The organism is Providencia sp. Marseille-Q8014, assembly GCF_965112055.1.
The window spans coordinates 2,307,794-2,333,892 of sequence record NZ_CBCOPT010000001.1 but is presented as its reverse complement, the minus strand read 5'-3'; the positions used below and the strand labels follow the sequence as shown (position 1 = coordinate 2,333,892).

Genomic DNA, 26,099 nt, shown 5'->3' with positions numbered 1-26,099 from the left:
ATAAACAAAATTATAAGGACTGACAAAGTGACATCCATGCTGACAGCTCTCGAAGCTGATATTGGACAAACTTCATTACGTGACCAATGGTTACTAAAAAAGCGTCTTCATAGTATCGCCAAGATTCGTGATGATAAGTCACGAATGGCGGTACTCGAGGCGATAAAAGCGGATATTGACGTTGCTAAACAAAAAATTGCGAATAAGCAGCTCAATCCACCAAAGATCGTATATCCAGAAAATTTACCGGTTAGCCAGAAAAAACAACAGATTTATGATGCGATAAAACAGCATCAAGTGGTTATTATCGCAGGTGAAACAGGCTCAGGTAAAACCACGCAGATCCCCAAAATTTGTCTAGAGTTAGGGCGAGGTGTGTTAGGGTTTATCGGTCATACTCAGCCTAGACGTTTAGCAGCGCGAGCGGTAGCAACACGTTTAGCACAAGAATTAGAGAGTGAAATCGGCACAACGGTAGGTTATAAAGTTCGTTTTAGTGACCAAGTCGGTGATAATACTCAAGTTAAATTAATGACTGATGGTATTTTACTCGCAGAATTACAGAACGATAAGCTATTACTACAATATGATACGATCATTATCGATGAAGCTCACGAACGCAGCTTAAATATTGATTTTATTTTAGGTTACCTTCGCCAATTATTGCCAAAACGTCCCGACCTCAAAGTCATCATCACTTCTGCAACTATTGATCCTGAACGTTTTTCACGTCACTTCAATCAGGCACCTATTATTGAGGTCTCAGGTAGAACCTATCCAGTTGAAGTCCGTTACCGACCTATCATAGGGAATGACAATGATAGTGACCGAGATCAACTTGATGGAATTATAGATGCGGTAAATGAACTGGGGCAGGAAAGTTCAGGGGATATCTTGATCTTTATGAGTGGCGAACGTGAGATCCGTGATACGGCCGATGCGTTGTCAAAACTACAGTTACGCCATACAGAGATTTTGCCGTTGTTCGCAAGGTTATCCAATAGTGAGCAAAATCGTATATTCCATCCACATGGTGGGCGGCGAATTATATTAGCGACCAATGTTGCCGAAACATCTTTAACAGTTCCAGGTATTAAATATGTTATTGATACTGGTTATGCACGGATAAGTCGTTACAGTTATAGAACAAAAGTACAGCGTTTACCTGTTGAGCCAATTTCTCAAGCTTCAGCGAATCAACGTAAAGGTCGTTGTGGTCGTGTATCGGATGGTATTTGTATTCGATTATATTCTGAAGAAGACTTTTTGAGTCGACCAGAATTTACTGACCCTGAAATTTTACGGACTAATTTAGCTTCGGTTATTTTACAAATGACCTCAATTGGTTTGGGGGATATTAGCGCATTTCCATTTGTTGAGCCCCCTGACAAACGTAATATTCAGGATGGCGTTAAATTATTAGAAGAACTTGGCGCTATTAAAGAGCATCAACAAACAGAACGAGGCTATACACTGACGGATATTGGTCGGCAGTTAGCGCAATTACCCGTTGATCCTCGTTTAGCGAGAATGGTGATTGAGGCTCGTAAACAAGGCGCTGTTCGAGAAGCAATGGTGATTGTTTCAGCATTGTCGATTCAAGATCCTCGCGAACGCCCATTAGATAAGCAGCAAGCTTCTGATGAAAAACATCGCCGTTTCCATGATAAGCAATCTGATTTTTTAGCCTTCCTTAATTTATGGGATTATCTAAAAGAGCAGCAAAAAACCTTATCAAATTCACAATTTAGAAAAATGTGCCGTCAAGATTTCTTGAATTATTTACGTATTCGTGAATGGCAAGATCTTTACACTCAACTGCGACAAGTCGTCAAAGAACAGGGTTTTCCTATCAATAGCGTTGCAGCAGACTATCGCGGAATTCATACGGCATTACTTTCTGGACTGTTATCTCATATTGGTCAAAAAGATGTAGAAAAAACCGAGTTTACGGGCGCAAGAAATGCACGGTTTACCCTCTTTCCTGGCTCTGGATTATTTAAAAAACCCCCTAAATGGACGATGGTCGCCGAATTGGTTGAAACCTCTAAATTATGGGGTCGAGTGGCTGCGGCGATTGAACCTGAATGGATTGAACCGTTAGCTGAACACCTTGTTAAATATCATTACAGTGAGCCTCATTGGTCTAAGTCACAAGGTGCCGTTATGGCATCGGAAAAGGTGACTTTGTATGGCTTACCAATTGTCGCTGCTCGCCAAGTGAATTATGGCAAAATCGACCCATTATTATGCCGAGAATTGTTTATTCGACACGCACTGGTTGAAGGCGATTGGGGGACACGCCATGCGTTTTTTAGAGAAAACCGTAAGTTATTGGCAGAAGTCGAAGATTTAGAACATAAATCTCGACGCCGTGACATATTGGTTGATGATGAAACCTTATTTGCATTTTATGACCAACGCATCCCAAATGATGTGATATCTGCTCGTCACTTTGATAAGTGGTGGAAAGTTGCTTCTAAACAGCAACCAGATTTACTGAATTTTGAGAAAAACATGTTGATCAAACAAGATGCGACACATGTTTCATTACTGGATTACCCGAATTACTGGCATCAAGGCGAACTTAAATTTCGCCTCAGTTATCAGTTCGAGCCAGGTACTGATGCAGATGGAGTGACAGTTCATATTCCATTAGCGATTTTAAACCAAGTACAGAACATCGGTTTTGATTGGCAAGTTCCCGGTTTACGTCAGGAATTAATTATTGCGTTGATCAAATCATTACCTAAACCAATACGTCGTAACTTTGTTCCTGCTCCTAATTATGCCGCGGCATTTTTAGAACGCGTTCCTACGCCTGATGGGAGTTTGCTCGACAAGTTAGAACGCGAATTACGTCGAATGACAGGGGTTACTGTTGAACGTGATGCTTGGCAGTTAGAACAATTACCTGTTCATTTAAAAATGACATTCCGTGTGGTTGGCGAGAAAAACAAAACGATCGCTGAAGGTCAAGACCTTGATGCACTGAAAAAGAGTTTAAAAGCGAAGGTTCAAGAAACACTTTCTGAAGTCGTTGATGATGGAATCGAGCAAAGTGGCCTGCATATCTGGAGTTTTGGGGAGCTACCGCAACGCTACGAGCAAAAACGAGGCGGTTATTCCGTAAAAGCTTACCCTGCTTTAGTGGATGAAAGGGGCAGTGTAGGGATCCGTGTTTTTGAAACTGAGTTTGAACAACAACAAGCGATGTGGTCGGGTGTGCGTCGGTTACTGCTACTGAATATCCCATCCCCCATAAAATATTTACACGAAAAACTTCCCAATAAGTCGAAGCTTGGCTTGTATTTTAATCCATATGGGAAAGTATTAGAGTTAATCGATGACTGTATTGCTTGTGGGGTTGACCAACTGATTGCAACATATGGTGGCCCAGTTTGGACCGAAAATGAGTTTAGTAAGCTGCAAGATTTTGTGCGCGCAGAACTCAATGATGCAGTTGTACAAATAGCTAAACAAGTCGAACAGATATTAACCGCCGTATTTGCGATTAACAAGCGTTTGAAGGGACGGGTCGATTTTGCCATGGCGATGGCACTTTCAGATATTAAAGGACAAATGTCGCATTTAGTCTTTAAAGGCTTTGTTACTGAGCATGGTTGGAAGCGACTTCCCGATGTATTACGTTATTTAAATGGTATTGAACGTCGACTAGAAAAATTAGCGGTTGATCCGAATAGAGATCGCGCCCAAATGAGTAAAATTGAGCATGTGACGACTATGTGGCAACAGTGGAAGGCCAAATTAACGCCAATACAGCAAAACCTACCAGAAGTACAAGAGATCCGCTGGATGATAGAAGAACTACGCATTAGTTTATTTGCTCAGCAATTGGGAACGCCATATCCAATTTCAGATAAACGGATCATTCAGTCAATGGAAAATTTAAGTCAATCATTGTGAATTGAGTGAGTAACTAAATCGAAAAACAGATAGCCCCCGTCATTTTTATGGTGGGGGCTTTTAATGTGAAAAAGTTTAGGGATATACAATCTGTAATGTTGCAGTCGCATTGGCCTTTCCGGCACGAACAGATGCTTGAGTTTGAACATATTGAGCATCAAAATACACAGCATAAGCCTCTCGGTTAAAGCTGGTACCTAACTGAAAAATTTGATTGAGGGGCAGCGCTTCTCCTTGAAAGCGAATGCGCAGGCCAATTCCTTGGGCACTGTCTGGTCTTTTATCTAAAGCAATCACTGAATTATCAGCATAGTGACTAGAACGGCCTCTAAGAATAATACCAACAGACGTTTTACCGCTACAGTTCAAAGTTAAATAAAAAGGTACGGGTGTTGAGTGACTCCCAATGCCCTGAAATTGACGTTGTTTAACTTTATTCATTTTGACTCGTTTATGTTTTTCAACGAATTCACAGCTTGGGGTCATAATTTTTGTATTAACAAAGCGGTAACTTTGCACGGGCAAATTACCGATAGAGGCTTCAATAAGCTGGTCTGTGCTTAATTCTCCTGAGCCAACGATACTTTTTGTTTTTATTAGTTGAATACGGATCCCTTTGAGCGCACTACCACAGTAACGATAACGATAGTTACTCGTATGACATGAATAGGGTGATTGATTAACTAAAGGGAGCCTATCTCGGCCAAAAGTCTGTTCTAACGGGATAAAACGAAGACCAATACCATCAATATTCGTTTGATAAAGAGTATTATCGTGTTCGGATGAAAGTGTGAATAAGCTATTTCCCCACTGAGCAGAGGCAGGTGAAGGGCATTCGACCATAATAGGGTAGTTATCGATTTCATTTACAGTGAGTTCTCGAATAACGGAACCCACAGCGAGCCGGTGGGGCACCATAATAGAACCCAAAGATAAAATAGTATGATGTGGTGTAAAATTGGCAACATATTGGCATTGAGATGCGTGGGCAGTATGAACCATTAAAATGTAGTAGAAACATAACGAACGAAAAATGAATGTCATCATAAAGCTTCCTTGCGTTGACAAACTACGGGAACATGATAAAAGCCTTGCTGTTGATATGATGCTAATAATTGATAATGAAATTCACATTGCTGTGATTGGCGTTCTCCCCATTTCAGTTTAATTGTGCCTCTTGTTTCTAATCCACTTAAATATACTTGCCCCACATCATTGATAATACCCACATTAACATCATTGTGGCTGCTATCGCCGACTTTGGTGACTTGGCTCGCGATAGCACCAAATGGCGCTAATTTTTCATCATCCAATTGAATAGTAAAAAATACGCGTTTACCACGTTTGACAGGAAAGTGTACGGCGACCAAAGCACCTTTAGTGGGTAAGGTGGATTGAAAATTGGTTTCAATTTCCGCATCTAAAGGCAAAGTAAGGGTATCAATGACGAAGTGATTACGTCGATAAGGTTGTAGTTGATTGATAATCGCATGTCCTTTGCTATCGGTGCGTACATTGAGATGCGTATCTAAACGAACATCTTTAGTGTCAGGCACGATAAGTAAAGCAGCGGTTTCACCACGACTCGGTGTGAAAGTGACACCGTAAGGATGAGCCACAATTGAACTACGAAGACCATAATGGAATTGATGATCTTGTTTGTAGCCGTACCCAGCATTTAAAAAAAACTTATTATGATGATATTGAGTGTAAAAGCGAGTTTCTGATTGATTTCCCGAAGATGAACAGCATCGTTCAGTAAATTGGTTATGTTGAAGTGTATAGGAGATCAAATCATCATTAAGAATAGCGCCTGTGAGTGTGGCTTGTCGATTCTGATAGTTGTTTGGTGAATGTTGTGCCTGATAACTAAAATATGTATTTGGCAGCCAAGCATTGATCGGAATAATCATTGATGCAGAAAATACATACTCTGGTTTATGTTCAGTCATGGAGTAATTCGACTGGCAATTCAGATTAAAATGATACTCGTTTAAATTCCCAGAATAGTTGATGTTATAGCTCCATTGTTGGGTATTATTTTGCATAACTCGCTGTTGTGATGCCGATAATAATAAATTCCCCAAAAAACCTAAGCTTTGAGATAAATGTATTTTTAATCCTCGTTGAGGATGGGAAGGCGTGGTGGCGGTTTCTTTTTCAAATATATCTGTCATTAGACGTAACTTAGGATTATTTATCCAATGAATACCGAATGTAATGTTAGTTCCTGTAGAGGATATTAAGTTGGTATATTCTAGCTGATAATTATTTGAACTATTATTTACACTCTGGTTTTGTGTCCAATTGATATTAATATTACCGAAACGACCAATAGAAAAAGAACTTCCGAGTAGAAAAGATTTAAACGGTTGTGAAAAAATAGAACCGCCATAGACAGTAATATGATTATTAAGGCCATATTTCATTTCTCCATGGAGAAAATAAGGTGATGAAGTGGATTGTTGATGGCTCACTGAACCACTATTTATCGCATACCGAAACTGACCTTGCTTAATCATGACGAGTGATGAGGAAAACGGGTACTGATATTGCCGAATAGTTCCATTACTTTCAGTAATAATCACATCTAAAATGCCTTTAGGGCTAAGTGGCTTGAGTTTATTTAGCATAAAGGGCCCCGCAGGTAAATAATCATTAAAAATAATGATATTATTTTGTTTTACGGTCACTTGGGCAGGGCTATGGTTAATCCCCTGCAAAACCGGAGAGTAATAAGCATCATATTCAGGATACATTAACTCATCATTTGAGAGAGAAAATCCTTTGAATGAAAAGGGGATAAAAAAAGAAGAAGTTAGGTAATATTCACCAAGTGTTAATTGACTTTTTAAATTTCTAATCGGGTAAGATAATGTTGTATTATAATATTCCCATTCTCTTTGTGGTGAGGAATAATTAAAGTGGTTTCTTAGTCGCCACCCTAAATAATTAAAACCATTCATAAGTGACAAGTTGAAATTATCTTCAATGTATTTGCTTGAGTTATGGCTTCCTAATAAGTGATAATCGATAAAGGCGGAGGTTATCCCATCACTCCATGAATCTTGTGAGTTCAATTCCTTTTCATCTTTGTCTAGAAAATGTTTTGGAATATTCAATTCTAGTGTCAAGTGATTGAAATCAAAATAATAAGAGTAACCGATTATGATCTTAGAGAGTTTATCGGTTAGCTCACCATTATCATTAAATTCCATTTGATTTAATGTTTGCTTGTTTAACCCAATTTTTATTAACTGTTCCTTATTGAATATGGGCGTTAATTGGTCTTCAATATATTTAAAGGCAATGTTAGATGTCAATAACCTTACATTATTGACAATCAGGTCAACCGAATATATGCCAGCTGGCTGATGATCTAAGTTTAGTATGATATTTTCAATGTCGTGAATGTTATGATAATTATCAAGTGCATCTAAATTGAAACTATCGGAGTGAGAATAAGATGAAAACAACATGAAAATAACCAGTAAATTTTTATTTTTATTCATCATTGATAGATAGCACTTGTGAAGTTAATTGTGTTTTTCCACCATAGTCATTCAATACACTCCAAAATACGGTATTGGTTTTCGATGATGGAACTTTCCAAGAAAGTTGACTAAAAGGAGCTATCATTCCAGGTTCAGGGATCTCCGTATCATTCAAGCGTAGTTCTCGAAGTGTAATATAATAGCCTGTAGGGTTTTTCGCTATGAGGCGCTGATTTTGGTAGTGAAAGTTTATTTTTTTAAATGCAGCTTCTGAGTTTTCTGTTAATGATTCCGGTCGATAAAACAGTTTAAAACTTGATTTAACAATGATTTGTAAAGTATTTTCCCTATTTTCATGTAGGGCGGGAAGAGATTTAATATGGAGCCAATATAGAGTTTCTCTATCTTCATGGTTTGATGGCTTAACGTTAATAATCCTTAGTTTATTTAAAGATAATGGCTTAAGCTTAAATAAAGGTGGTGTGATAATAAAGTCATTAGAACGTTGACTCTCTTTTTCAATCCATGATTGAATCAAATAAGTTGTTTTCTCTTCAGGATTTTCCATAGATAAAGATAACTCTCTCTCGTTTTCTTTATATATAAAACGAGTACCATTAATAATGACACCTGCATAAGCATGAAAGGATAATAACAATAATAATAGAACTATTTTTTTCATAATAGTTAGGGAGAGAGGAAATTCCGCCTCTCCCTTGTCCTCTGTCTATTGATAGATAATACTAAAATGCGCGAGTGCATCGGCTGAACCAGGAGTAACTTGTTCACTCGTGGCAATATATTTTGCAACAAAATTCATTTCAACAGTCTTACTCGATGTCACTTCTTTAAATTGGCTGCCGCCATTTAATGGTATACGACGAACGCTATTCTCTTCATAAAGTGCTATTGCGATACCGGTGGCGGGTGTTGATGTGGTGTTTGGTGATAACCCTAATAAGGTTGGATTCGCGTTATCACTTTTCCCATCAAATTTAAATTGAATCTTTTTATAATCAGTAGGGCAGTTAGACAGTGTTATTCTAAATGGTGTTGCTGCTGCAACACTATTTTTATGATTAAAGGAAGCAACTGAGATTTTCCCCATATTCACGACTTTATTAATAGAATTAGTATCAACTGAACAAGCTGTGGGTATTATGCTGCCAATAAACTTGATTTCACCATCAGCTGAAAAAGAAATTGAATGATTAAAAAATAAAATAATTAATAGAAATTTTAAGATGCTATTCATTATATAACCTTGTGAATGATGTGTTATTTAACTTTTGTCAATATTAACCGCTGTGATTGAGCGGAATATAATAAATAGATTTTTTTTGTGAAAAAGAGGTAATTTTATAGATGCCGAATATGGGATTTTTTTATCTGTTTTGAGGTTTTTAACAGCTATTTTTTGCTATCAAAATATATAACTAACGTAGCTAGTAGTTTTATCTACTAGTGTTTAGCTTATGGCAATCAACAAAAGAGTATGAATGTTATGTATATCAATAATAACTTGGTTATCTTTTCAATCGATTTAGTTACAACATACTGTGTGAAAAATACTGACCTAATGCGACAACAGTGCATGTACAACCGTTTCATAAAACAGTCTAAAGGTGTTTGATCAAAAATTGAGGCGTTGAGGGGTGAGATGTTGATAAGAACGAGAAGTTAACCCGTAAGACAATAGCAAATGCCACTACATTGGCGTCAATTACACATCCAATGTAGTGATTGATAAACAGCGCTAGAATAGGTAATACGTTGCTGGAATCGCAGCTGCAACGATGGCGAGGGCAAGGAGTTTTTCGATCTTATTCAGTGGGGCTTGTTTTGATTGTTGTGCTCGGGCATACCAAAAAACAAATATACCTGGAGCATATAACACAACCGATAACATAAGGTTGATAAGACCCGATGCATACAATAACCAAAGACCGTAAACACTGGCAATAAATCCAACCATTAATAGGGCTTTGCTATGGCGTTGTATCGCGACTTTTATTAAAAAAGCCCCCACTAAAAAATAAGGAACTAGGATCATCTCAGAAGCAATCGTCAATAATGTATTGTAATTGCTACCACTTAGCCAAATGAGTATCAATGAGAGTTGTACAGCACCATTCGTTAGCCACAAAGAAGAAGAAGGGGCATCATTCTTATTAAGCTTATTAAATATTTTTGGAAACGATTGGTACTGTGCCGCAATATAAGGGACTTCGGCGGCCATAATTGTCCAACTGAGATATGCTCCACAAACAGAAATAATTAGCCCCGCAGCAATAATAATTTCACCACTCGAACCGATTAAACTCACCATTAAACTGGCCATGGACGGGTTTTTGATTTCGGCTAGCTCAGCTCTAGGCATAATGCCCAGTGAGAGCAGGGTAACCAATATGTAGATGATAAGTGCGGAACTAACTGCAAACACGGTTGCTAAACCAACATCGCGACGATTTTTAGCGCGAGCAGAAACGACGACAGCTCCTTCGATACCAATAAAGACCCATAATGTGATGAGCATAGTATCTTTAACTTGTTGCCAAACAGGTAATTCAAGCGAAATACCCGTAAAGTCAGCATCAAAAATATCAAGTTTAAATGCGATAAAGGCTAAAATAATAAATAGCCCCAATGGGATAAGTTTAGCCATCGTAGCAAGTTTATTGATACCCGCTGCTGTTTGCACTCCACGCAATACTAAGTAGTGAACCACCCATAGTAGGATAGATTCTCCAATTAAGGCTTGCCAAGTATTACCATCACCGAAAATGATGTTATCAGGAGTGTCGGTAAAAAAGCTAATAGCGGCAAAAACAATAACTAAGTAGGATACGTTAGCAACAACAGCACAAAGCCAATATCCCCATGCAGAACAAAAACCAATCAGCTCACCGAATCCCTCTTTTGCATAGGTAAAAATACCACCATCCAAATCAGGGCGTATACGAGAAAGTAGTAGCAATGAGAACGCTAAAAATAAAATACCAATGCCCGTGATAGACCATCCAATGATCAGGGCTAACGGGCTAGCAACTTCAGCCATATTTTGAGGAAGGCTAAAGACACCAGCACCCACCATTGAGCTGAGCACCAAGGCAGTGAGTGCAGTAAGACTGAGTGTATGTTTCAATGTATGTCCTAGTTATTCTACAATCAAAAGTTAAAATAACGTTAAATCTACAATTTGCATATTCATTTAAGCTGGCATAATTTTAAATTGCAGATTGTTTATCTGTTACTTTGATAAAGTGAGGGGGATTCTACGAATGAAATGATTGTTATGCAATGGAAAACTATGCAGATTTGTAAGATTTTTATTCAATGATGCCATAACAGAAAATGGGCTGGTTCAAATAAAAAAAGCCAGCTTAATTAAAGCTGGCTTTCGGTTAACTAATTTAACTTAGTTAATTATTTAAATAGGTCAGCACTGATTGTTACGCTACCGCCATTCGACTGCCATTCACGAGTGATATGGAAGTATTTTGCGCCTTTGGCTTCAGCACGTTTTGCTATTTGATAACGAACCTCTGGTGTGTTGGTGTAATAGCCAGAGAAAGTGATCGAATCAAAAGGCACCATTTGTGCAGCGGCAACCTTGTTAACTTCTTCAATAACGTAACCACTAGGTAATGTAACGCTTGTTTTACCTGGTGCACTGCTTGACGTTTCAAAGAATCGACCTACAGCTACGGTAGGCTCCTCTGAAGAAGCCACGCCTGGAATGCGTACTTTTTTAGCCGCTTCTCCACCTTCAGCTAAAAGAGCTTTACCCGCTTCTGAGTCAGCAGGTACAACGGCTTCTTCCAGTTGAACTTGACGTTTAGGCGCATCTTTTTTGTAAATATAAGCAGTAGCGAGCGTATTGCCACCATCGTTAACGGCGATATTACGTACTACGTAGAACGAAGCGGCACCTTTTTCTGACGCTTTTTTAGCAATCGCTTCATAAAGGTCAGGTTGAGAAGGGTAAAAACCACTGACGGTAACGGCATCAAATGGCTCATACTGTGCAGCATCGGTTTTAGACATTTCTTCAATGCCACCAAATACACGACGTTTACTTTCTTCTACTGCTTTGGCATCTTTTTGGTAAAGGTCTGCGACAACGCGCATATTACCGCTATCACCCACATCATCAAGGCTTTGGATATAAAAAGCATAAGCGCCTAATTTATCAGCCCTACGTGAGACGGCATCGGATGCTTCATAAATAGCATTAAAGCGCCCAGTCACTGTTATGCGCTCATAAGGTTTTAACTCTTCAGCCTGTTTAGGCGTCAGCTCAACAGCTGCCTGTGTAGCAGTAATACTAGTTAATGATAACACCGCGGCTGCGATGGCCGTAGTTTTCAGCTTCATACAAAATCCTTCCGACTTGCGCAATTTATTTTAAAAGTGCTGAATCTTAGTTGTATCACATGACCGTGATTATTACACGTAACCAATCAAGTTGTCTCATTATTTTATTTTTTGTAAGAAATAAATATTCATTGACTAGTCATAATTACCAGATTTTTTGTGCTATCCAGTATTTTATTGACCTAAAACTAAGATTTTCACTGTGAATTCCATTTACTGTCTAAGAATAGCGATCAATTATGGATCAAGAAGGTTATTTTCAGTAGGTTATTAGAACAAGACAAAACCGTTTTAGCTAAAAATCGGACTATTCCATTAAAGAATGAACAATTTTTAGTAAGCTTAATAAATACAACATAACTTTAGCTTTAAAAAGGGAACATTATGCGTATTGGTATACCAAGAGAACGACTTGCCAATGAAGCTCGTGTTGCTGCTACACCTTCGACTGTAACTCAGCTACTTAAGTTAGGTTTCAGTGTTTGTATCGAAAAGGATGCAGGGCATTTAGCGAGTTTTGATGATGTGGCTTATGAACAAGCTGGTGCAGAGATTGTTGATCGTGACACCGCATTCTCTGCTGACATTGTTTTTAAAGTAAATGCGCCATTAGACGATGAGATTCCTTTATTTAAAGAAGGTACAACGCTCGTCAGTTTTATTTGGCCAGCTCAAAATGCTGAGTTGATGGATGCCTTAAAGGCAAAAAATATCAATGTGTTAGCAATGGATGCGGTACCGCGTATTTCCCGCGCACAGTCACTCGATGCGTTGAGCTCAATGGCAAATATTGCCGGTTATCGTGCAATTGTAGAAGCCGCGCATGAATTTGGGCGCTTTTTTACAGGGCAAATTACTGCCGCTGGTAAGGTCCCTCCAGCAAAAGTCATGATTATCGGTGCGGGTGTCGCTGGTTTAGCCGCAATTGGTGCTGCTGGTAGTTTGGGAGCGATCGTACGGGCATTCGATACTCGACCAGAAGTAAAAGAGCAAGTGCAAAGTATGGGGGCTGAATTTCTTGAGTTAGATTTCAAGGAAGAGGCCGGAAGTGGTGATGGCTATGCAAAAGTGATGTCGGAAGCTTTTATTAAAGCTGAAATGGCGTTATTTGCTGCACAAGCTCGAGAAGTTGACATTATTGTTACAACAGCCTTAATCCCAGGACGTCCTGCTCCAAAATTGATCACTAAAGAAATGGTTGAATCCATGAAGCCGGGCAGTGTGATTGTTGATTTAGCCGCGCAAACCGGTGGGAACTGTGAGCTAACCCAAGCTGATCAGCTGGTTGTAACGGATAATGGCGTCAAAATCATTGGTTATACTGATTTACCTAGCCGCCTACCGACTCAATCGTCGCAATTGTACGGTACTAACCTTGTTAATTTAATGAAGTTATTGTGCAAAGAAAAGAACGGTGAAATCAACATTGATTTTGATGATGTCGTGATCCGTGGCGTGACGGTGATTAAACAGGGTGAAATTACTTGGCCGGCTCCTCCCATTCAAGTATCTGCTCAGCCGCAGGCGAAACCTAAGACGCCAGAAAAACAAAAGGCGCCAGAGAAGAAGAAAATGTCGCCGGCAGTGAAATACGGCTTAATGGCATTAGCCATTATTTTGTTTGGTTGGTTTGCTAATTCTGCACCGAAAGAGTTTTTATCACACTTTACGGTTTTTGCTCTCGCGTGTGTGGTGGGGTATTACGTTGTTTGGAATGTTACACATGCGCTGCATACTCCGTTAATGTCTGTAACTAATGCGATTTCGGGCATTATTGTTGTTGGCGCGGTACTACAGATAGGCTCTGGGGGATGGGTTGGCTTTTTATCCTTCATTGCAATATTGATTGCCAGTATCAACATTTTCGGTGGGTTTACTGTTACCCAACGCATGTTAAAAATGTTTCGTAAAGGATAAGGGGTAACTTATGTTGTCAAGTGGAATTGTGACAGCGGCTTACATTGTTGCTGCTATCCTATTTATATTTAGCCTTGCGGGTTTATCGCGGCACGAAAGTTCTCAGCGTGGTAATACCTATGGTATTGCGGGTATGGCAATCGCGTTACTTGCCACCATTTTGGGGCCAGATAGCGCCAATATCGGTTGGATGATTGTTGCAATGGTGATCGGTGCTGTAATTGGCATCCGCTTAGCCAAAAAAGTTGAAATGACTGAAATGCCAGAGCTAGTGGCTATCTTGCATAGTTTTGTGGGCTTAGCGGCGGTGTTAGTTGGTTTCAATAGTTTCATTGCGAGCGAAGGTCATATGGATGCCGTTATGGAAAACATTCATTTGACAGAAGTTTTCCTGGGTATTTTTATCGGTGCAGTGACATTCACAGGTTCCATCGTCGCGTATGGTAAGCTTTCAGGTAAGATCTCATCAAAACCAATGATGTTGCCAAATCGCCATAAATTGAACTTAGCAGCTCTTGTTGTTTCATTTATTTTGTTAGTGATCTTTGTTAAGACAAGCAGTGTTGGCCTGCAAGTATTTACCATGCTAATTATGACTGTCATTGCATTAGCATTTGGTTGGCATTTAGTCGCTTCCATTGGTGGCGCTGATATGCCGGTGGTTGTCTCAATGTTGAACTCTTATTCAGGTTGGGCAGCGGCAGCGGCTGGATTTATGCTAAGCAATGACTTGCTGATTGTGACGGGTGCTTTAGTTGGTTCATCAGGGGCAATTCTGTCTTATATTATGTGTAAAGCAATGAACCGTTCTTTCTTTAGCGTGATAGCCGGCGGCTTTGGCACAGATGGCTCTTCAACGGGTAGTGAAGAGGAAATGGGAGAATACCGTGAAACAACCGCGGAAGAAGTGGCTGAGTTACTGAAGAATTCTACCTCAGTCATTATCACCCCAGGCTATGGCTTAGCGGTGGCTCAAGCACAATATCCCGTTCACGATATTACTGCTAAGTTACGTGAGCGTGGTATTAATGTACGCTTTGGGATTCACCCCGTGGCTGGACGCTTACCGGGCCATATGAACGTTCTATTAGCTGAAGCTAAAGTTCCTTATGATATCGTGTTGGAAATGGATGAAATCAATGATGATTTCTCTGATACCGATACTGTATTGGTTATTGGCGCTAATGATACGGTAAACCCAGCAGCACAAGAGGATCCAAATAGTCCAATCGCAGGTATGCCTGTATTGGAAGTTTGGAAGGCAAATAATGTGATTGTTTTTAAACGTTCGATGAATACAGGTTATGCCGGTGTGCAAAACCCATTATTCTTCAAAGACAATACACAAATGCTATTCGGTGATGCAAAAGCCAGCGTTGATGCTATTTTAAAAGCACTATAATCTATAAAACAAAAAGCTCTGTCATATGACAGAGCTTTTTATATTCACTAAAAAACACAAAACAAGTTATTGAATTAATCGTCATCAACGGTGATTGGGCAAACAAAGCCATCGGGTTTAATGGCTAATAAATCGCATTTTAACTTATCAATCACATGTTCCGCTGTATTGCCAAGAAAAGCCGCGGAAATTCCTGTTCTGCCTAATATTCCAAGAACGACGACGCCAGCATGTAATTCTTCACATATCTCAGGAATAATTTTTTCAGGTAACCCCTCACGAACATGAGTATATTTTTCATCAATCGCGAATTTTTGACGTAGCTCTTTCATTGCGATGAGGTGCTGTCCACGCAATGCATTGTTATAAAGGCTAGGGTCAAAGTCGGGTAACTCTATTGCAATATTCATGGGGGCGATAGGATAGGCACTCACTAGGTGAATTTCCTGCTCTTTCACAATACGGGCGGCTAAATCTTTGGTTTTCTCGACAAGCTTGATATTAAGGTCATCATGATAAGATTCTTCATTCGATAAATTGACGGCAACCACAACAGAGCCATGATCAGGCCAAACTTTATCCTTGACCATCCAAACAGGGGAAGGGCATTTTCTTAATAAATGCCAATCGAGCGGGGTAAAAATTATCGATTCAAAATTATCTGTCTGGTGAGCCATTTTTAGCAACAGGTCATGTTCACCGCTGATCACTTCCTGAATAATTGCTTCGTAAGGCTTGTTATGCCAAATAACTTTAATTTCTATCTCAATGCCCGCTTCGAGATAAAAATGGGCTTGCTGTTTAATCCAAGCCGCTTTTTGATTGATGACTCCTTTACGCATCGCATCACGTTCTTCAGGTGATAACAAGGTAGTCATATCATAGGAAAGATCATAGATAGGTAAGAATGCTTTAATCCGTCCACCATTACGTTGCACTATGTAGACAGCACGTCGTAATGCTGGTTGATCATCCTGATTTGGGTCAATTGCAACTAGGAGATTTCTATAGTTTGCCATATTAAAATCCTCATAACGGCTGGACATTCCTTACTAAAGATAAACTAAGGTATTGAGGAGAAATAGGCAAGATTTGATGAAAAATAATCATGGTGGGTCACAAAATAGATATTGTGACCCAGCTAGAATTATGAGCAGGAGACAGTGGAAATTTTACCAGCTATATCAGTCAGTTTTTCCATATCTTCGATAGTAATATATTTACCTTTAACACTTAACATACCGCTTTTTTGGAAACGTCCTAAAAGTCGGCTAATGGTCTCGACGGTAAGGCCTAAATAGTTACCAATATCACCGCGTGTCATTGTGAGGCGGAATTCTCTAGGTGAAAAACCGCGCTCTGCAAAGCGATGCGATAAGTTAAGAATAAATGCAGCTAAACGCTCTTCTGCATTTTTCTTAGATAATAAAAGGATCATTTCCTGATCACCTTTTATTTCTCCACTCATTAAACGCATGATTTGTTGACGCAGGTTTGGCATTTTACCTGACAGGTCATCAAGTGTTTCAAACGGAATTTCACAAACCATTGATGTTTCAAGTGCTTGTGCAAAACTTGGGTGCTGTGTATGAATGATAGCATCAAAACCTACAAGGTCACCGGCAAGATGGAAACCGGTAATTTGCTCATCACCTTCTTCAGTGATGGTATAGCTTTTGATTGTGCCTGAGCGAATAGCATATAAAGAACGTAACTCATCACCTGCTTTAAAAAGTGCTTGGCCTTTTTGAATTGGTTTTTTACGTTCAATGATATTATCAAGTTGATCCAGTTCATGTTCATTCAGCGTGAAGGGAATGCACAGTTGGCTAATACTGCAATCCTGACAATGAATAGCACAACCACCAGACTGGATGCGACGAACAACTCTTTTTTCTGGGATCATATTAAATGCTCAATACAAGTTAAAATTATTGATATGAGTCAATTTTAACATAAGATAACGCGACTGGTAAGTAGAAATATAAAACAGAGTCATCGTAAATAGAAACTCTTACAAAAACAAGGTGTTCAGCTAGGTTTGCATAAATAGCAATAACGTGATGAAATCATTTATTTAACTTAAATAAAAATGAAGTGAAATATTTTTTATAGATAAAATAGGTTATCTATTTAATATCTATTTAAAAGTTATATTTAGGGACTTTTAAAAATTAACATTATTTATAATATTTAAACAAGAGTGCAATATTCGGTTTTAACATTGAAATATCATAGGAGCTGTAGATGGCAAATAGCCCATTAAATATTCCCACTTCCATGAAAGTGATAAATATTACAGAACATGGTGGCGCAGAAAAATTGCAGCTTATTGACCAACCGCTGCCAACCTTATCTGAAGACTATTTGTTGGTTAAGGTTGAGGCGGCGGGAGTTAACCGGCCTGATATATTTCAACGTATGGGATCTTATCCTCCACCGCCAGATGCATCCCCTATTTTGGGGCTTGAAATAGCCGGAACGATTGTTGCAAAAGCAAATAATGTTGAACAATGGCAGGTGGGTGACAATATTTGCGCGCTAGTCGCGGGTGGCGGCTACGCAGAGTATTGTTTGGTTCATAAAGATATTGCATTGCCGCTAGGAAACTTATCCTTTATTGAAGGGGCGGCTATCCCTGAAAACTTTTTTACTGTTTGGGCTAATGTTTTTCAAATCGGTCAATTGAAGAAAGGTGAAACCGTGTTAATTCATGGTGGAACATCTGGAATTGGCTCCGTCACAATCATGTTAGCAAAAGCTTTTGGCGCAACGGTCATTACAACCGTAGGTTCATCTGAAAAGGTGGAGGTTGCTAAAGGATTAGGTGCCGATTGCGTGGTGAATTATCGACACGATGATTTTGTACAACAAACACTTGATTATACAAATCTTCGCGGGGTTGATATGGTCGTTGATATAGTTGGTGGCGACTATGTCAGCAAAAATTATCAAGTTGCCGCAAAATTCGGGCGCATTATACAAATTGGTATGATGCAAGGTAGCCCAAAAAACCTTAACTTAATGCCTTTAATGGTTAAACGTTTAATTCATACTGGCTCGACAATGCGCTCACGTACAATCGCTGAAAAAATCAGCATAGCGACTGACTTAAAGCAGCAGGTGTGGGGGATGTTGCAAAAAGGTGAATTAAAACCTTTTATTAACAAAGTGTATTCGTTAGACCACGTGGCGGATGCTCATCGCTATATGGAGTCTGGTGATCTCTATGGGAAAATAGTTTTAATTAATAAGTAGTTATATTTATTGTGGCATATTCAAGTCATGAGATTATGCCTTTCTCATGACTTGTCATCAGACCTCGTCTATAACAAATATTTTACATTTTCAAGCTGTTTTAGCGTAAATATCTCTTTACAGCTGATAAAATTTCGAAATTTTGTTCCCGCGCACAAATCCGATTGAAATAAAGACGAGTTTGTTAATATTTTAATAATTATCGATTATATCTATACCTAAGTTGGCACATTAACGGTTTGTCTATCAAATAAAATTCCTAAATGATAATGAAGATAACAAAGTCATTAATACATTGTTGTCTTCATGAGACATGCATTCCGTTATATCACTTTCCAATGATAGTAGTTACCTAAATTAAATATGCTTCTCAATGAGGGCATGATTTAAAGGTGTAGTGATAATGACAAATTTTAATAACTCAAAAATGAATGTGGATGCTTTATTTCTTGGGCCTAAATCTGAAAACGCGGTCTTTTTCAGAGAAATGATGGAATATGCAGTAACAGAACACATGCACTGGCGCTCAGGATACCATCCCGAAGACCCTGAATATGTCACAACCGTCGAACGATATGCACCAGAATATAGAGATACGCTATATCGGACTGAAGGGATTTTAAATCAACTCTCTTCTAAATTAAAAACAACATCAATTCCTTGGTTTTCTCCTCGTTATCTTGGCCATATGAATGCGGATACGCTGATGATCTCTAATCTCGCGTATGTCATGGCGATGATGTATAACCCAAATAACTGCGCACAAGAGTCGTCGCCGACCACAACCGTGCTAGAGCTAGAAGCTGGGGCAGATCTGTGTGCAATGTTCGGTTATGACCCTAATCGTGCATGGGGGCATATTACCTCTGGCGGTACTGTCGCTAACTATGAAGGTTTATGGGTAGCGAGAAATATTAAAACGTTACCGTTAGCAATAGCTAAGCACCCTCAAGCCAAACAGCTGCTTAAAGATAGCTCTGAAAAAGCGTTATTAAATATGCAGACTTCAGCTGTTTTAGACCTAATTGATGAATTAAAAAAACGTGGTTTATTCGAAGACGTCAGGGAAATGACGTGCCGTGGTGAAGGCGTAGAACAAGGCAGACTCGGTAAGTTATTAGTACCACAATCTAAACATTATTCATGGCTTAAAGCGATGGATATTTTAGGATTAGGGCAACAAAATATTGTGCAATTGCCTGTGGATGGAAGTTATCGCACAGATACCGACCAGATGAGGCAGATAGTGTTTTCATTGATAGAGCGAGGCGAACCTATTTTAGCGATTGTTGCCGTTGTCGGAACGACTGAAACCGGCGCTATCGATAATGTCGCTGAACTCATTGAGTTACGTCGTGAGTGTGAAGCTCGATTTGGTGTTTCGTTTTATATCCATATTGATGCCGCCTATGCAGGATATGCATGCGCGATGTTCCGTGATGAAAATAATCAATTTATTGAATATGACACACTGATTAAACGCTATCACAGCGAAGGTATTTTTCCTTCAGATGTCATTTGGCCTAAGCCAGATGTCTATCAAAGTTTCAAAGCACTACAAGAAGCCGACTCTATTACTGTTGATCCCCATAAGGTCGGGTTTATCCCTTATGCAGCAGGTGCTATCTGCATGAAAGATAAACGTATTGTTGACCTTATTTCTTACCATGCCGCCTATGTTTTTGAAGAGGTCGCTGAAAAAGGACGTAAAGCAGACAAACAACAAAATGTGTTATTAGGCTCTTCAATTATGGAAGGTTCAAAAGCGGGGGCAACAGCAGCCGCGGTTTGGGCTGCACATCGTTTAGTACCACTCAATATTCTCGGTTACGGAAAGGTCATCGCCGCGGGGCTAACAACGGCGAATTGGATGATTGAGAGTATGAATCATTGTGACGTATTCAAAATAGAAGATAGGGAATTTCAGATCGTCGCTATGCCATCGCCTGATTTTCATATGGTTAATTTTATGTTTAAGGAAGTTGGGAATAGCTCGTTAGAAAGGCAAAATCAGCTCAATAAACGGTTATATGAGTTATGTTCTTATGCGGCGGGTCGCTCTTATACCAATAACTTTTTAACCTCCTCAACATCTTTAACTTCAGAAGAATATGGTAATAATCCCCGAAACTTTTGCCGTGAAATGGGGTTCAGTGACCAAGAATGGGATAAAACGCAATCATTATATGTACTAAGAGCTGCGATTATGACCCATTGCCTACGTGACAAGCAGCATTTTACTGCCTTTTGGGAAGAACTAAGAAATATCTTTGAGGGTAAGTTACAGCAGCTTATAGATGAAGAAAATAAACTCACACATTCAAAACAAAAAATAGCTCTATAAAACTCTTAGCTAGGATCTCAATATGAAAAATCGCACACTTGGTAGTGTTTTTATTGTTGCAGGTACTACGATTGGTGCTGGTATGCTGGCAATGCCGATAGCGGCAGCTGGCAACGGCTCAATGGTAAGCTTAGTGATGTTATTCGCTCTTTGGGCATTAATGTGCTACACCGCGTTATTGTTAGTTGAAGTATATCAGCATGAGTCGTCGGAAACAGGTATAGGCTCCGTAGCTCAACGCTATTTAGGTTCTGGTGGTAAGTTTATTACCGGCTTTAGTATGATGTTCCTCATGTATGCGCTGACAGCTGCCTATGTGAGTGGAGCAGGGGAAATCATCACATCGAACTTAAAAAGCAGTTTATCCATTGAAATGGCGGACTGGATGGGAATTGTGATTTTTACCATCATCGGTGGAGGCGTAGTGTGTTTTGGTACATCCTCTGTTGATTTTATTAACCGCATTTTGTTTGCTGCTAAAATTGTCTTTTTAGTCATTATACTCGCATTGATGTTGCCGCATGTTGAACAGCAAAATTTATTGTCGGCACCCACAGAGCAAGTATTAATTCTCTCTGCAATTCCTGTATTTTTTACTTCATTTGGCTTTCATGGCAGTGTACCTAGTATTGTGAAATACATGGGTGGGGATGTGAAAAAGCTCCGGATAATTTTTATTATCGGTAGCGCGATCCCATTGATTGCCTATATTTTATGGCAAATTGCCACTCTGGGTAGTATTAGCACAACGACATTTGTCGGAATACTTGCAGAAAATTCAGGACTAAATGGCCTATTAGATGCGATCCGTAATGTTGTGATGTCAGCGAGAACAGAATTTATTGCTCAGATGTTTATGAGTCTAGCGCTTGCGACTTCGTTCCTCGGTGTTGCATTAGGCTTGTTTGATTTCTTAGCTGATTTATTTAAACGCCAAGATAATATGTCGGGCCGTATTCAAACTGGGCTATTAACTTTCTTGCCTCCTTTAGTCTTTGCACTCTTTTATCCAAAAGGGTTTATTATGGCATTAGGCTTTGCGGCAATTGCTTTATCCATCCTAGCCTTGTTACTACCAAGTGCCTTAGCATTTAAATCAAGATTAAGAAATGAGCGCAAATATCAAGTTACAGGTGGAGCATTAGCATTAGTGATTGTCTTCTTGTGTGGAATTGTCGTCATAGGTGTTCAATTCGCTATTGCATTTAACATCATTCCAAATGTGGGCTAACTTCGATTTTCATTAAAACAAACAAAGCCAATCAAGTTATTCGTGATTGGCTTTGCTTCATACGTCAACCCGCCTATCACTGAGTGACGAATATAACCTTTCAAAATAGCGCCACTGAGGCATCAACAAGAAATTCATTTATTAATCCCTCTTTTTCGATCATTCAAAATAAGAATGGTTATCATTAGCATTTTATGCAAAAAAACAGATATATCTAAACTGGAAATCTTTGAAAAATACACTATGATATTAGATATATCGGTTTTTAATTTAGAGAGTCTCTCTGAGAATATGAATGAACAGTGAACAGCAATCAGAGTCGTGTGCTTGTGATGGCAAAAGTTTAAGCCGTATGTTTAACCCAAAGCAGCTACGTATTTATATTCTCCATTTATTGGCTGACGGGGCAAATTATGGTTATGAGCTGATTAAGAAAATAGGAAATGAAACCGCAGGGTTTTATTGCCCTAGTCCAGGTGTTATATATCCAACACTGACGTTATTGGAAGAGCTAGGGTTTATCACAGCACAAAAAGAACAGGGCAAAGGGCGGAAGTGCTATTCACTGACACCGGAAGGCAAATGTTTCTTGTTACTGAAAACCGAAATTTTAGCTGAGGTAAAGCTGAAATTGAATTATGCGCAAGAGCTTAAAGCGGGCAATCAATTTGCCAAAGAAATTGAGCTCGCTGTAGATAAGTTTAAATCCTTGTTGCGGCATAAAATTGTTTTGCAGGAGTTGACTAAAGAACAATCAACTCGTGTTGTTGAAATTATTAATAGTGCTGTTGAACGTATTGAGCAAGTGAACTCAGTATTGACAACAGAGGAAAATGAACATGGCTAAAACGAATAATATTATTCAAGCAAAAGAGTCTTCATATATGAAAGATAATGTAAAGACACCATCGAGCGAAAGTGTCGAAGGCGCTGAAGTAAAAACGGAAGTTGTACAAGATAAAAAATTTAAAGAGGTTGTGTGCCCAAAAGTGCCGACATCCTATTTTAAACGAGCTAAACGTCAACGTACCAAATAAGAAAATAGTTAGGTAGGGGGAGTTTAGCAATTTATTGTTCATGGCATAACTTTTTGCGTTTAATGACGACAATCAGCGTTAAGTCGCCTGTTTTTTTAAACAGAAAAGGCCATGAAAATAAAAAACAGCCTACCTTAAACTATAAGGTATTCGGTGATAAGGGGATGTTTCCCTCGTATTCTCAATCCCCCAATAAACCCGTTATTGGGGGATTTTTAATTACAAGTTGAGTCGTGCCTGTATTTTTTCTATTTCATCCATCCATTGTTGCTGGAGCTGTGGCTTTTGATGGGCCAACTTACGTTGTTTGTCAGCTTGCAGCTTTTCCTCAAGTAACAGTAACTTTTCCAACAATTCATCTTCATAAGCGGTCGATTGGGAGACTGTCTCATTTATCGCGGGTGAAACAGCTCTTTGGTTCATCGTGTCGTTATGTTGCAAATGTGATTGTTGTTCGATTTGTTGGTAAACCTCCTCGACGTCAAGATACTCTTCTAATCGATGATTATTGATATACCAAAAACGCTGGCAGCTTGTTTCAATTAACCATTTATCATGGCTAACCACGAGCAATGCGCCTGCAAATTGTGCAATTTGCTCACTCAGTGCTTCCTTACCTTCAAGATCAAGGTGGTTCGTGGGTTCATCTAGCATCACCAGCTCATATTGAGCCAAACTCAAGCCAATAAATAGCAACCGTGCTCGTTCACCCCCACTCAGTGTGGCTACTTTTTGTTGATGGCGCGTATAAGGAAAACCTGCACCAATTAATGCCATTTTGCGTTGTTCATCAACTAAGCTAGCAAAAGGTCGTAAGGCATCAGATAAACTGTCATTATCATTGAGTTGCTCAAGCTGTTGGTCGTAATAACCTGCATTGATAGATGGATGAAACGTTAATTGGTCACTGTATCGCTCATCCGCTTTAAAACGTTGCCATAATAAACGTAATAAAGTGGATTTACCGCAACCATTCGCACCAATAATGGCAATACGATCACCACTCTTGACCTGATGAAAACCTGTAGTGAAAAGCAACTTCTCATCAGGAGTCTTAATGTTGGCATGATCTAATTCCAGCACTCTATCCGCAGGGATTGATTTACCATTTAGCGCCAATGTCCATTGATAGCCCTCAGTTAGCTCGGTTTGGGCGTCTTTAAGCCTATCAATATGTTTTTCCATCTGCTTTGCTTTACGAGAAAGGTCTTCGTTATCATAAACTTGACCCCATATAGCCAAACGCTTGGCACTCACTGCAATGCGATCGATCTCTTTTTGTTCTGCTTGGTGACGTTTTTCATCAGCAAGGTCTTTTTGATTCAGTGCCTGGCGTGCAGATGAGCATGGAAGCCGGAAGAAATGTAACGTTTTATCTCGCAATATCCATGTGCAGTTAGTCACTTTATCAAGTAGATCCTGGTCGTGAGAGACTAAAACAAAGCTACCTTTCCACTGTTGCAAAAAGTTACCTAACCAAATCAGTGTGGGGAGATCAAGGTGGTTACTTGGCTCATCCAACAGCATGAGATCCGGTTGCTGAATTAATGCTCTACCTAACAGTAATCGAGTATGCTGCCCGCCACTAATTTGATTGGCTTTTTGTGTCCATTGCATCTCAGTGAATCCTAAATCAGCTAGCAAAACTTCTGCTCGCCAACGTTCGGATAGGCGCTCTGCAACTGGGAGTTGTTGCATGATTGCATCGATTAAACACAATTGTGCGACTTCTTCAGGCAGATGCTGTTCAATATAAGCGGTAATACACTGATTAGCATAAGTAATGCTGCCACTGTTAGGCGATAACTGGCCGGTCAAAAGCTTCAATAATGTACTTTTGCCACTGCCGTTATGGCCAATAAGACCAATGCGATCGCCGCGTTGTAGCGTAAAGGTAATGTCACTCAATAAAGAGGTTGTAGAAGTATCATAGTTTAATGATTTTACAGATAATAATGTGCTCATAGCTTACTCAAATTTTAGGCATAGCAATGCCAGGGTATAGTCAGGACGACAACCCAGTAAGCTGAGGAAGATATCTTTTGGGAGCTTCGCTCAGGCAGGGTTATCGCAGTATTTCACTGTGAAAGCCTGAGCTTTGGCGATTACCAAAGAAGTGTGAATAATCAATAAGATCACACAACGTCATAATAAGCCTCCTTTTTTCTAGTGTTGAACAATGTCGTCATCATAACAAGCCTAGCCATTATCAATCAATCACAATGATGCATTATGTTTAGGTATTGTTATAAATGATTCTAATGGCATTAAAAGTGTCATGAATAAAACTGTTAGTGGCTGTGGTGAGTAATAATTTTAGAGTAAAATCAAGGCGTAAACATATAGGAAACACCAAAATGAATGTAGAAATAAAACCAGCCACAATGAAAGATGCTAATTTGATTTTGGAAATGATCATCGAACTAGCAGAATATGAAAAAGCACGTCATGAAGTTAAAGCCTCAGTTACCGATATAGAAAACTCATTATTTGGTGAAAATTCAAATACAGAGGCTTTAATTTGCTATGTAGATGGTAAACCAGCGGGTTATGCGGTCTTTTTTTCCAGTTATTCGACTTGGTTAGGGAATAATGGTATCTACTTAGAAGATTTATATGTCTCTCCGGATTATCGCGGGGCAGGTGCAGGTAAAAAATTATTAAAACATATCGCAATGATTGCCAGTGAAAGAAAATGCCAGCGTTTAGAATGGAGTGTTTTAGATTGGAATCAACCTGCAATTGATTTTTATAAAAGTATTGGAGCGGAACCACAAGATGAATGGGTACGCTATCGACTGGATGAAAAAGCGATTGCTAAATTTATAAATTAATTACATCAAAAGTTAATTTTATAACAAAACAATGCTAGCAAGATTTATTGTTAGCATTGTTTTTTTGTTGCTAAATAAATTTTAAGCAATAAGTGCCAAGAAAGTCTTTTTAATTTTTGAATATGGTATTTTGTGATATATGTGCTATTTTACTTAAGGCGAATAAGGATAAAATAGAATTAAATTAAAGGGATAGCGAATGTACAAATAAGTAAGTCCAAAAAGGAGTGTTGCGTCAATATGTTAAAATAAAAATAGCCATCAACATTTTTATTTTC

18 protein-coding genes are annotated in these 26,099 nt (G+C 39.1%); 9 read left to right on the top strand and 9 right to left on the bottom strand.

Annotated elements, in window-relative coordinates:
• Positions 1 to 36 precede the first annotated feature (36 nt).
• On the top strand, positions 37 to 3,927 hold the full coding sequence (gene hrpA, locus ACWPW6_RS10200; RefSeq protein ID WP_249998790.1) for an ATP-dependent RNA helicase HrpA: 3,891 nt from the start codon (positions 37 to 39) through the stop codon (positions 3,925 to 3,927).
• Positions 3,928 to 4,002: 75 nt separating this feature from the next.
• Here the strand turns inward: hrpA and ACWPW6_RS10195 are convergent, their stop codons facing one another.
• From ACWPW6_RS10195 to ydgH, 6 genes are all read right to left on the bottom strand, one after another.
• The gene (locus ACWPW6_RS10195; RefSeq protein WP_257759852.1) at positions 4,003 to 4,974 is read right to left on the bottom strand and encodes a fimbrial protein; all 972 of its coding nucleotides are present in this window, start codon (positions 4,972 to 4,974) and stop codon (positions 4,003 to 4,005) included.
• Positions 4,971 to 7,406 (bottom strand): fimbria/pilus outer membrane usher protein, encoded by a 2,436-nt coding sequence (locus tag ACWPW6_RS10190; protein ID WP_257759853.1) that lies wholly within the window; start codon positions 7,404 to 7,406, stop codon positions 4,971 to 4,973. The genes ACWPW6_RS10195 and ACWPW6_RS10190 overlap by 4 nt, the downstream gene beginning before the upstream one ends.
• 25 nt (positions 7,407 to 7,431) lie before the next feature.
• Positions 7,432 to 8,103, bottom strand: coding sequence for a fimbrial biogenesis chaperone (locus ACWPW6_RS10185; protein WP_249998786.1), 672 nt, complete (start codon positions 8,101 to 8,103; stop codon positions 7,432 to 7,434).
• 45 nt (positions 8,104 to 8,148) lie between these two features.
• Positions 8,149 to 8,676 (bottom strand): fimbrial protein, encoded by a 528-nt coding sequence (locus ACWPW6_RS10180; RefSeq protein ID WP_154635546.1) that lies wholly within the window; start codon positions 8,674 to 8,676, stop codon positions 8,149 to 8,151.
• 501 nt (positions 8,677 to 9,177) lie between these two features.
• The gene (locus ACWPW6_RS10175; RefSeq protein WP_154622341.1) at positions 9,178 to 10,566 is read right to left on the bottom strand and encodes an amino acid permease; all 1,389 of its coding nucleotides are present in this window, start codon (positions 10,564 to 10,566) and stop codon (positions 9,178 to 9,180) included.
• Positions 10,567 to 10,847: 281 nt separating this feature from the next.
• Entirely contained in the window at positions 10,848 to 11,798 is a 951-nt protein-coding gene (ydgH, locus tag ACWPW6_RS10170; RefSeq protein WP_154622340.1) for a DUF1471 family protein YdgH, read from the bottom strand.
• A gap of 384 nt (positions 11,799 to 12,182) precedes the next feature.
• Here ydgH and pntA point away from each other — a divergent pair, with 384 nt between their 5' ends.
• Positions 12,183 to 13,715 (top strand): Re/Si-specific NAD(P)(+) transhydrogenase subunit alpha, encoded by a 1,533-nt coding sequence (gene pntA / locus ACWPW6_RS10165; protein ID WP_154622339.1) that lies wholly within the window; start codon positions 12,183 to 12,185, stop codon positions 13,713 to 13,715.
• Between the two features lie 13 nt (positions 13,716 to 13,728).
• The gene (gene pntB / locus ACWPW6_RS10160; RefSeq protein ID WP_154622342.1) at positions 13,729 to 15,117 is read left to right on the top strand and encodes a Re/Si-specific NAD(P)(+) transhydrogenase subunit beta; all 1,389 of its coding nucleotides are present in this window, start codon (positions 13,729 to 13,731) and stop codon (positions 15,115 to 15,117) included.
• A gap of 74 nt (positions 15,118 to 15,191) precedes the next feature.
• Here pntB and uspE read toward each other — a convergent pair whose 3' ends face one another.
• Positions 15,192 to 16,136 carry a universal stress protein UspE gene (uspE, locus tag ACWPW6_RS10155; RefSeq protein ID WP_154622338.1) on the bottom strand — a complete coding sequence of 315 codons (945 nt, stop codon included), beginning with the start codon at positions 16,134 to 16,136 and terminating at the stop codon, positions 15,192 to 15,194.
• 128 nt (positions 16,137 to 16,264) lie between these two features.
• Positions 16,265 to 17,023 (bottom strand): FNR family transcription factor, encoded by a 759-nt coding sequence (locus ACWPW6_RS10150; protein WP_154622337.1) that lies wholly within the window; start codon positions 17,021 to 17,023, stop codon positions 16,265 to 16,267.
• A gap of 341 nt (positions 17,024 to 17,364) precedes the next feature.
• Here ACWPW6_RS10150 and ACWPW6_RS10145 point away from each other — a divergent pair, with 341 nt between their 5' ends.
• The 5 genes from ACWPW6_RS10145 to ACWPW6_RS10125 all read left to right on the top strand — a co-directional run bounded on the left by ACWPW6_RS10145 (position 17,365) and on the right by ACWPW6_RS10125 (position 22,987).
• Positions 17,365 to 18,375: an NAD(P)H-quinone oxidoreductase gene (locus tag ACWPW6_RS10145; RefSeq protein ID WP_249998784.1), complete on the top strand. Its 1,011-nt coding sequence runs from the start codon at positions 17,365 to 17,367 to the stop codon at positions 18,373 to 18,375.
• 403 nt (positions 18,376 to 18,778) lie between these two features.
• Entirely contained in the window at positions 18,779 to 20,719 is a 1,941-nt protein-coding gene (locus ACWPW6_RS10140) for a pyridoxal phosphate-dependent decarboxylase family protein (protein WP_154622329.1), read from the top strand.
• A gap of 82 nt (positions 20,720 to 20,801) precedes the next feature.
• A complete protein-coding gene (gene tyrP / locus ACWPW6_RS10135) occupies positions 20,802 to 21,950 on the top strand; it encodes a tyrosine transporter TyrP (RefSeq protein ID WP_249998782.1) in 1,149 nt (382 codons plus the stop codon).
• 295 nt (positions 21,951 to 22,245) lie between these two features.
• Positions 22,246 to 22,797 carry a PadR family transcriptional regulator gene (locus ACWPW6_RS10130; RefSeq protein WP_154622331.1) on the top strand — a complete coding sequence of 184 codons (552 nt, stop codon included), beginning with the start codon at positions 22,246 to 22,248 and terminating at the stop codon, positions 22,795 to 22,797.
• Positions 22,790 to 22,987 carry a DEAD/DEAH box helicase gene (locus ACWPW6_RS10125; protein ID WP_154622332.1) on the top strand — a complete coding sequence of 66 codons (198 nt, stop codon included), beginning with the start codon at positions 22,790 to 22,792 and terminating at the stop codon, positions 22,985 to 22,987. Before ACWPW6_RS10130 ends, ACWPW6_RS10125 begins: the two co-directional genes overlap by 8 nt.
• A 219-nt stretch (positions 22,988 to 23,206) precedes the next feature.
• Here the strand turns inward: ACWPW6_RS10125 and ACWPW6_RS10120 are convergent, their stop codons facing one another.
• Positions 23,207 to 24,952, bottom strand: coding sequence for an ABC-F family ATP-binding cassette domain-containing protein (locus tag ACWPW6_RS10120; RefSeq protein WP_249998781.1), 1,746 nt, complete (start codon positions 24,950 to 24,952; stop codon positions 23,207 to 23,209).
• Positions 24,953 to 25,344: 392 nt separating this feature from the next.
• Here ACWPW6_RS10120 and ACWPW6_RS10115 point away from each other — a divergent pair, with 392 nt between their 5' ends.
• Positions 25,345 to 25,821 carry a GNAT family N-acetyltransferase gene (locus ACWPW6_RS10115; protein ID WP_154635603.1) on the top strand — a complete coding sequence of 159 codons (477 nt, stop codon included), beginning with the start codon at positions 25,345 to 25,347 and terminating at the stop codon, positions 25,819 to 25,821.
• Positions 25,822 to 26,099: the final 278 nt, after the last annotated feature.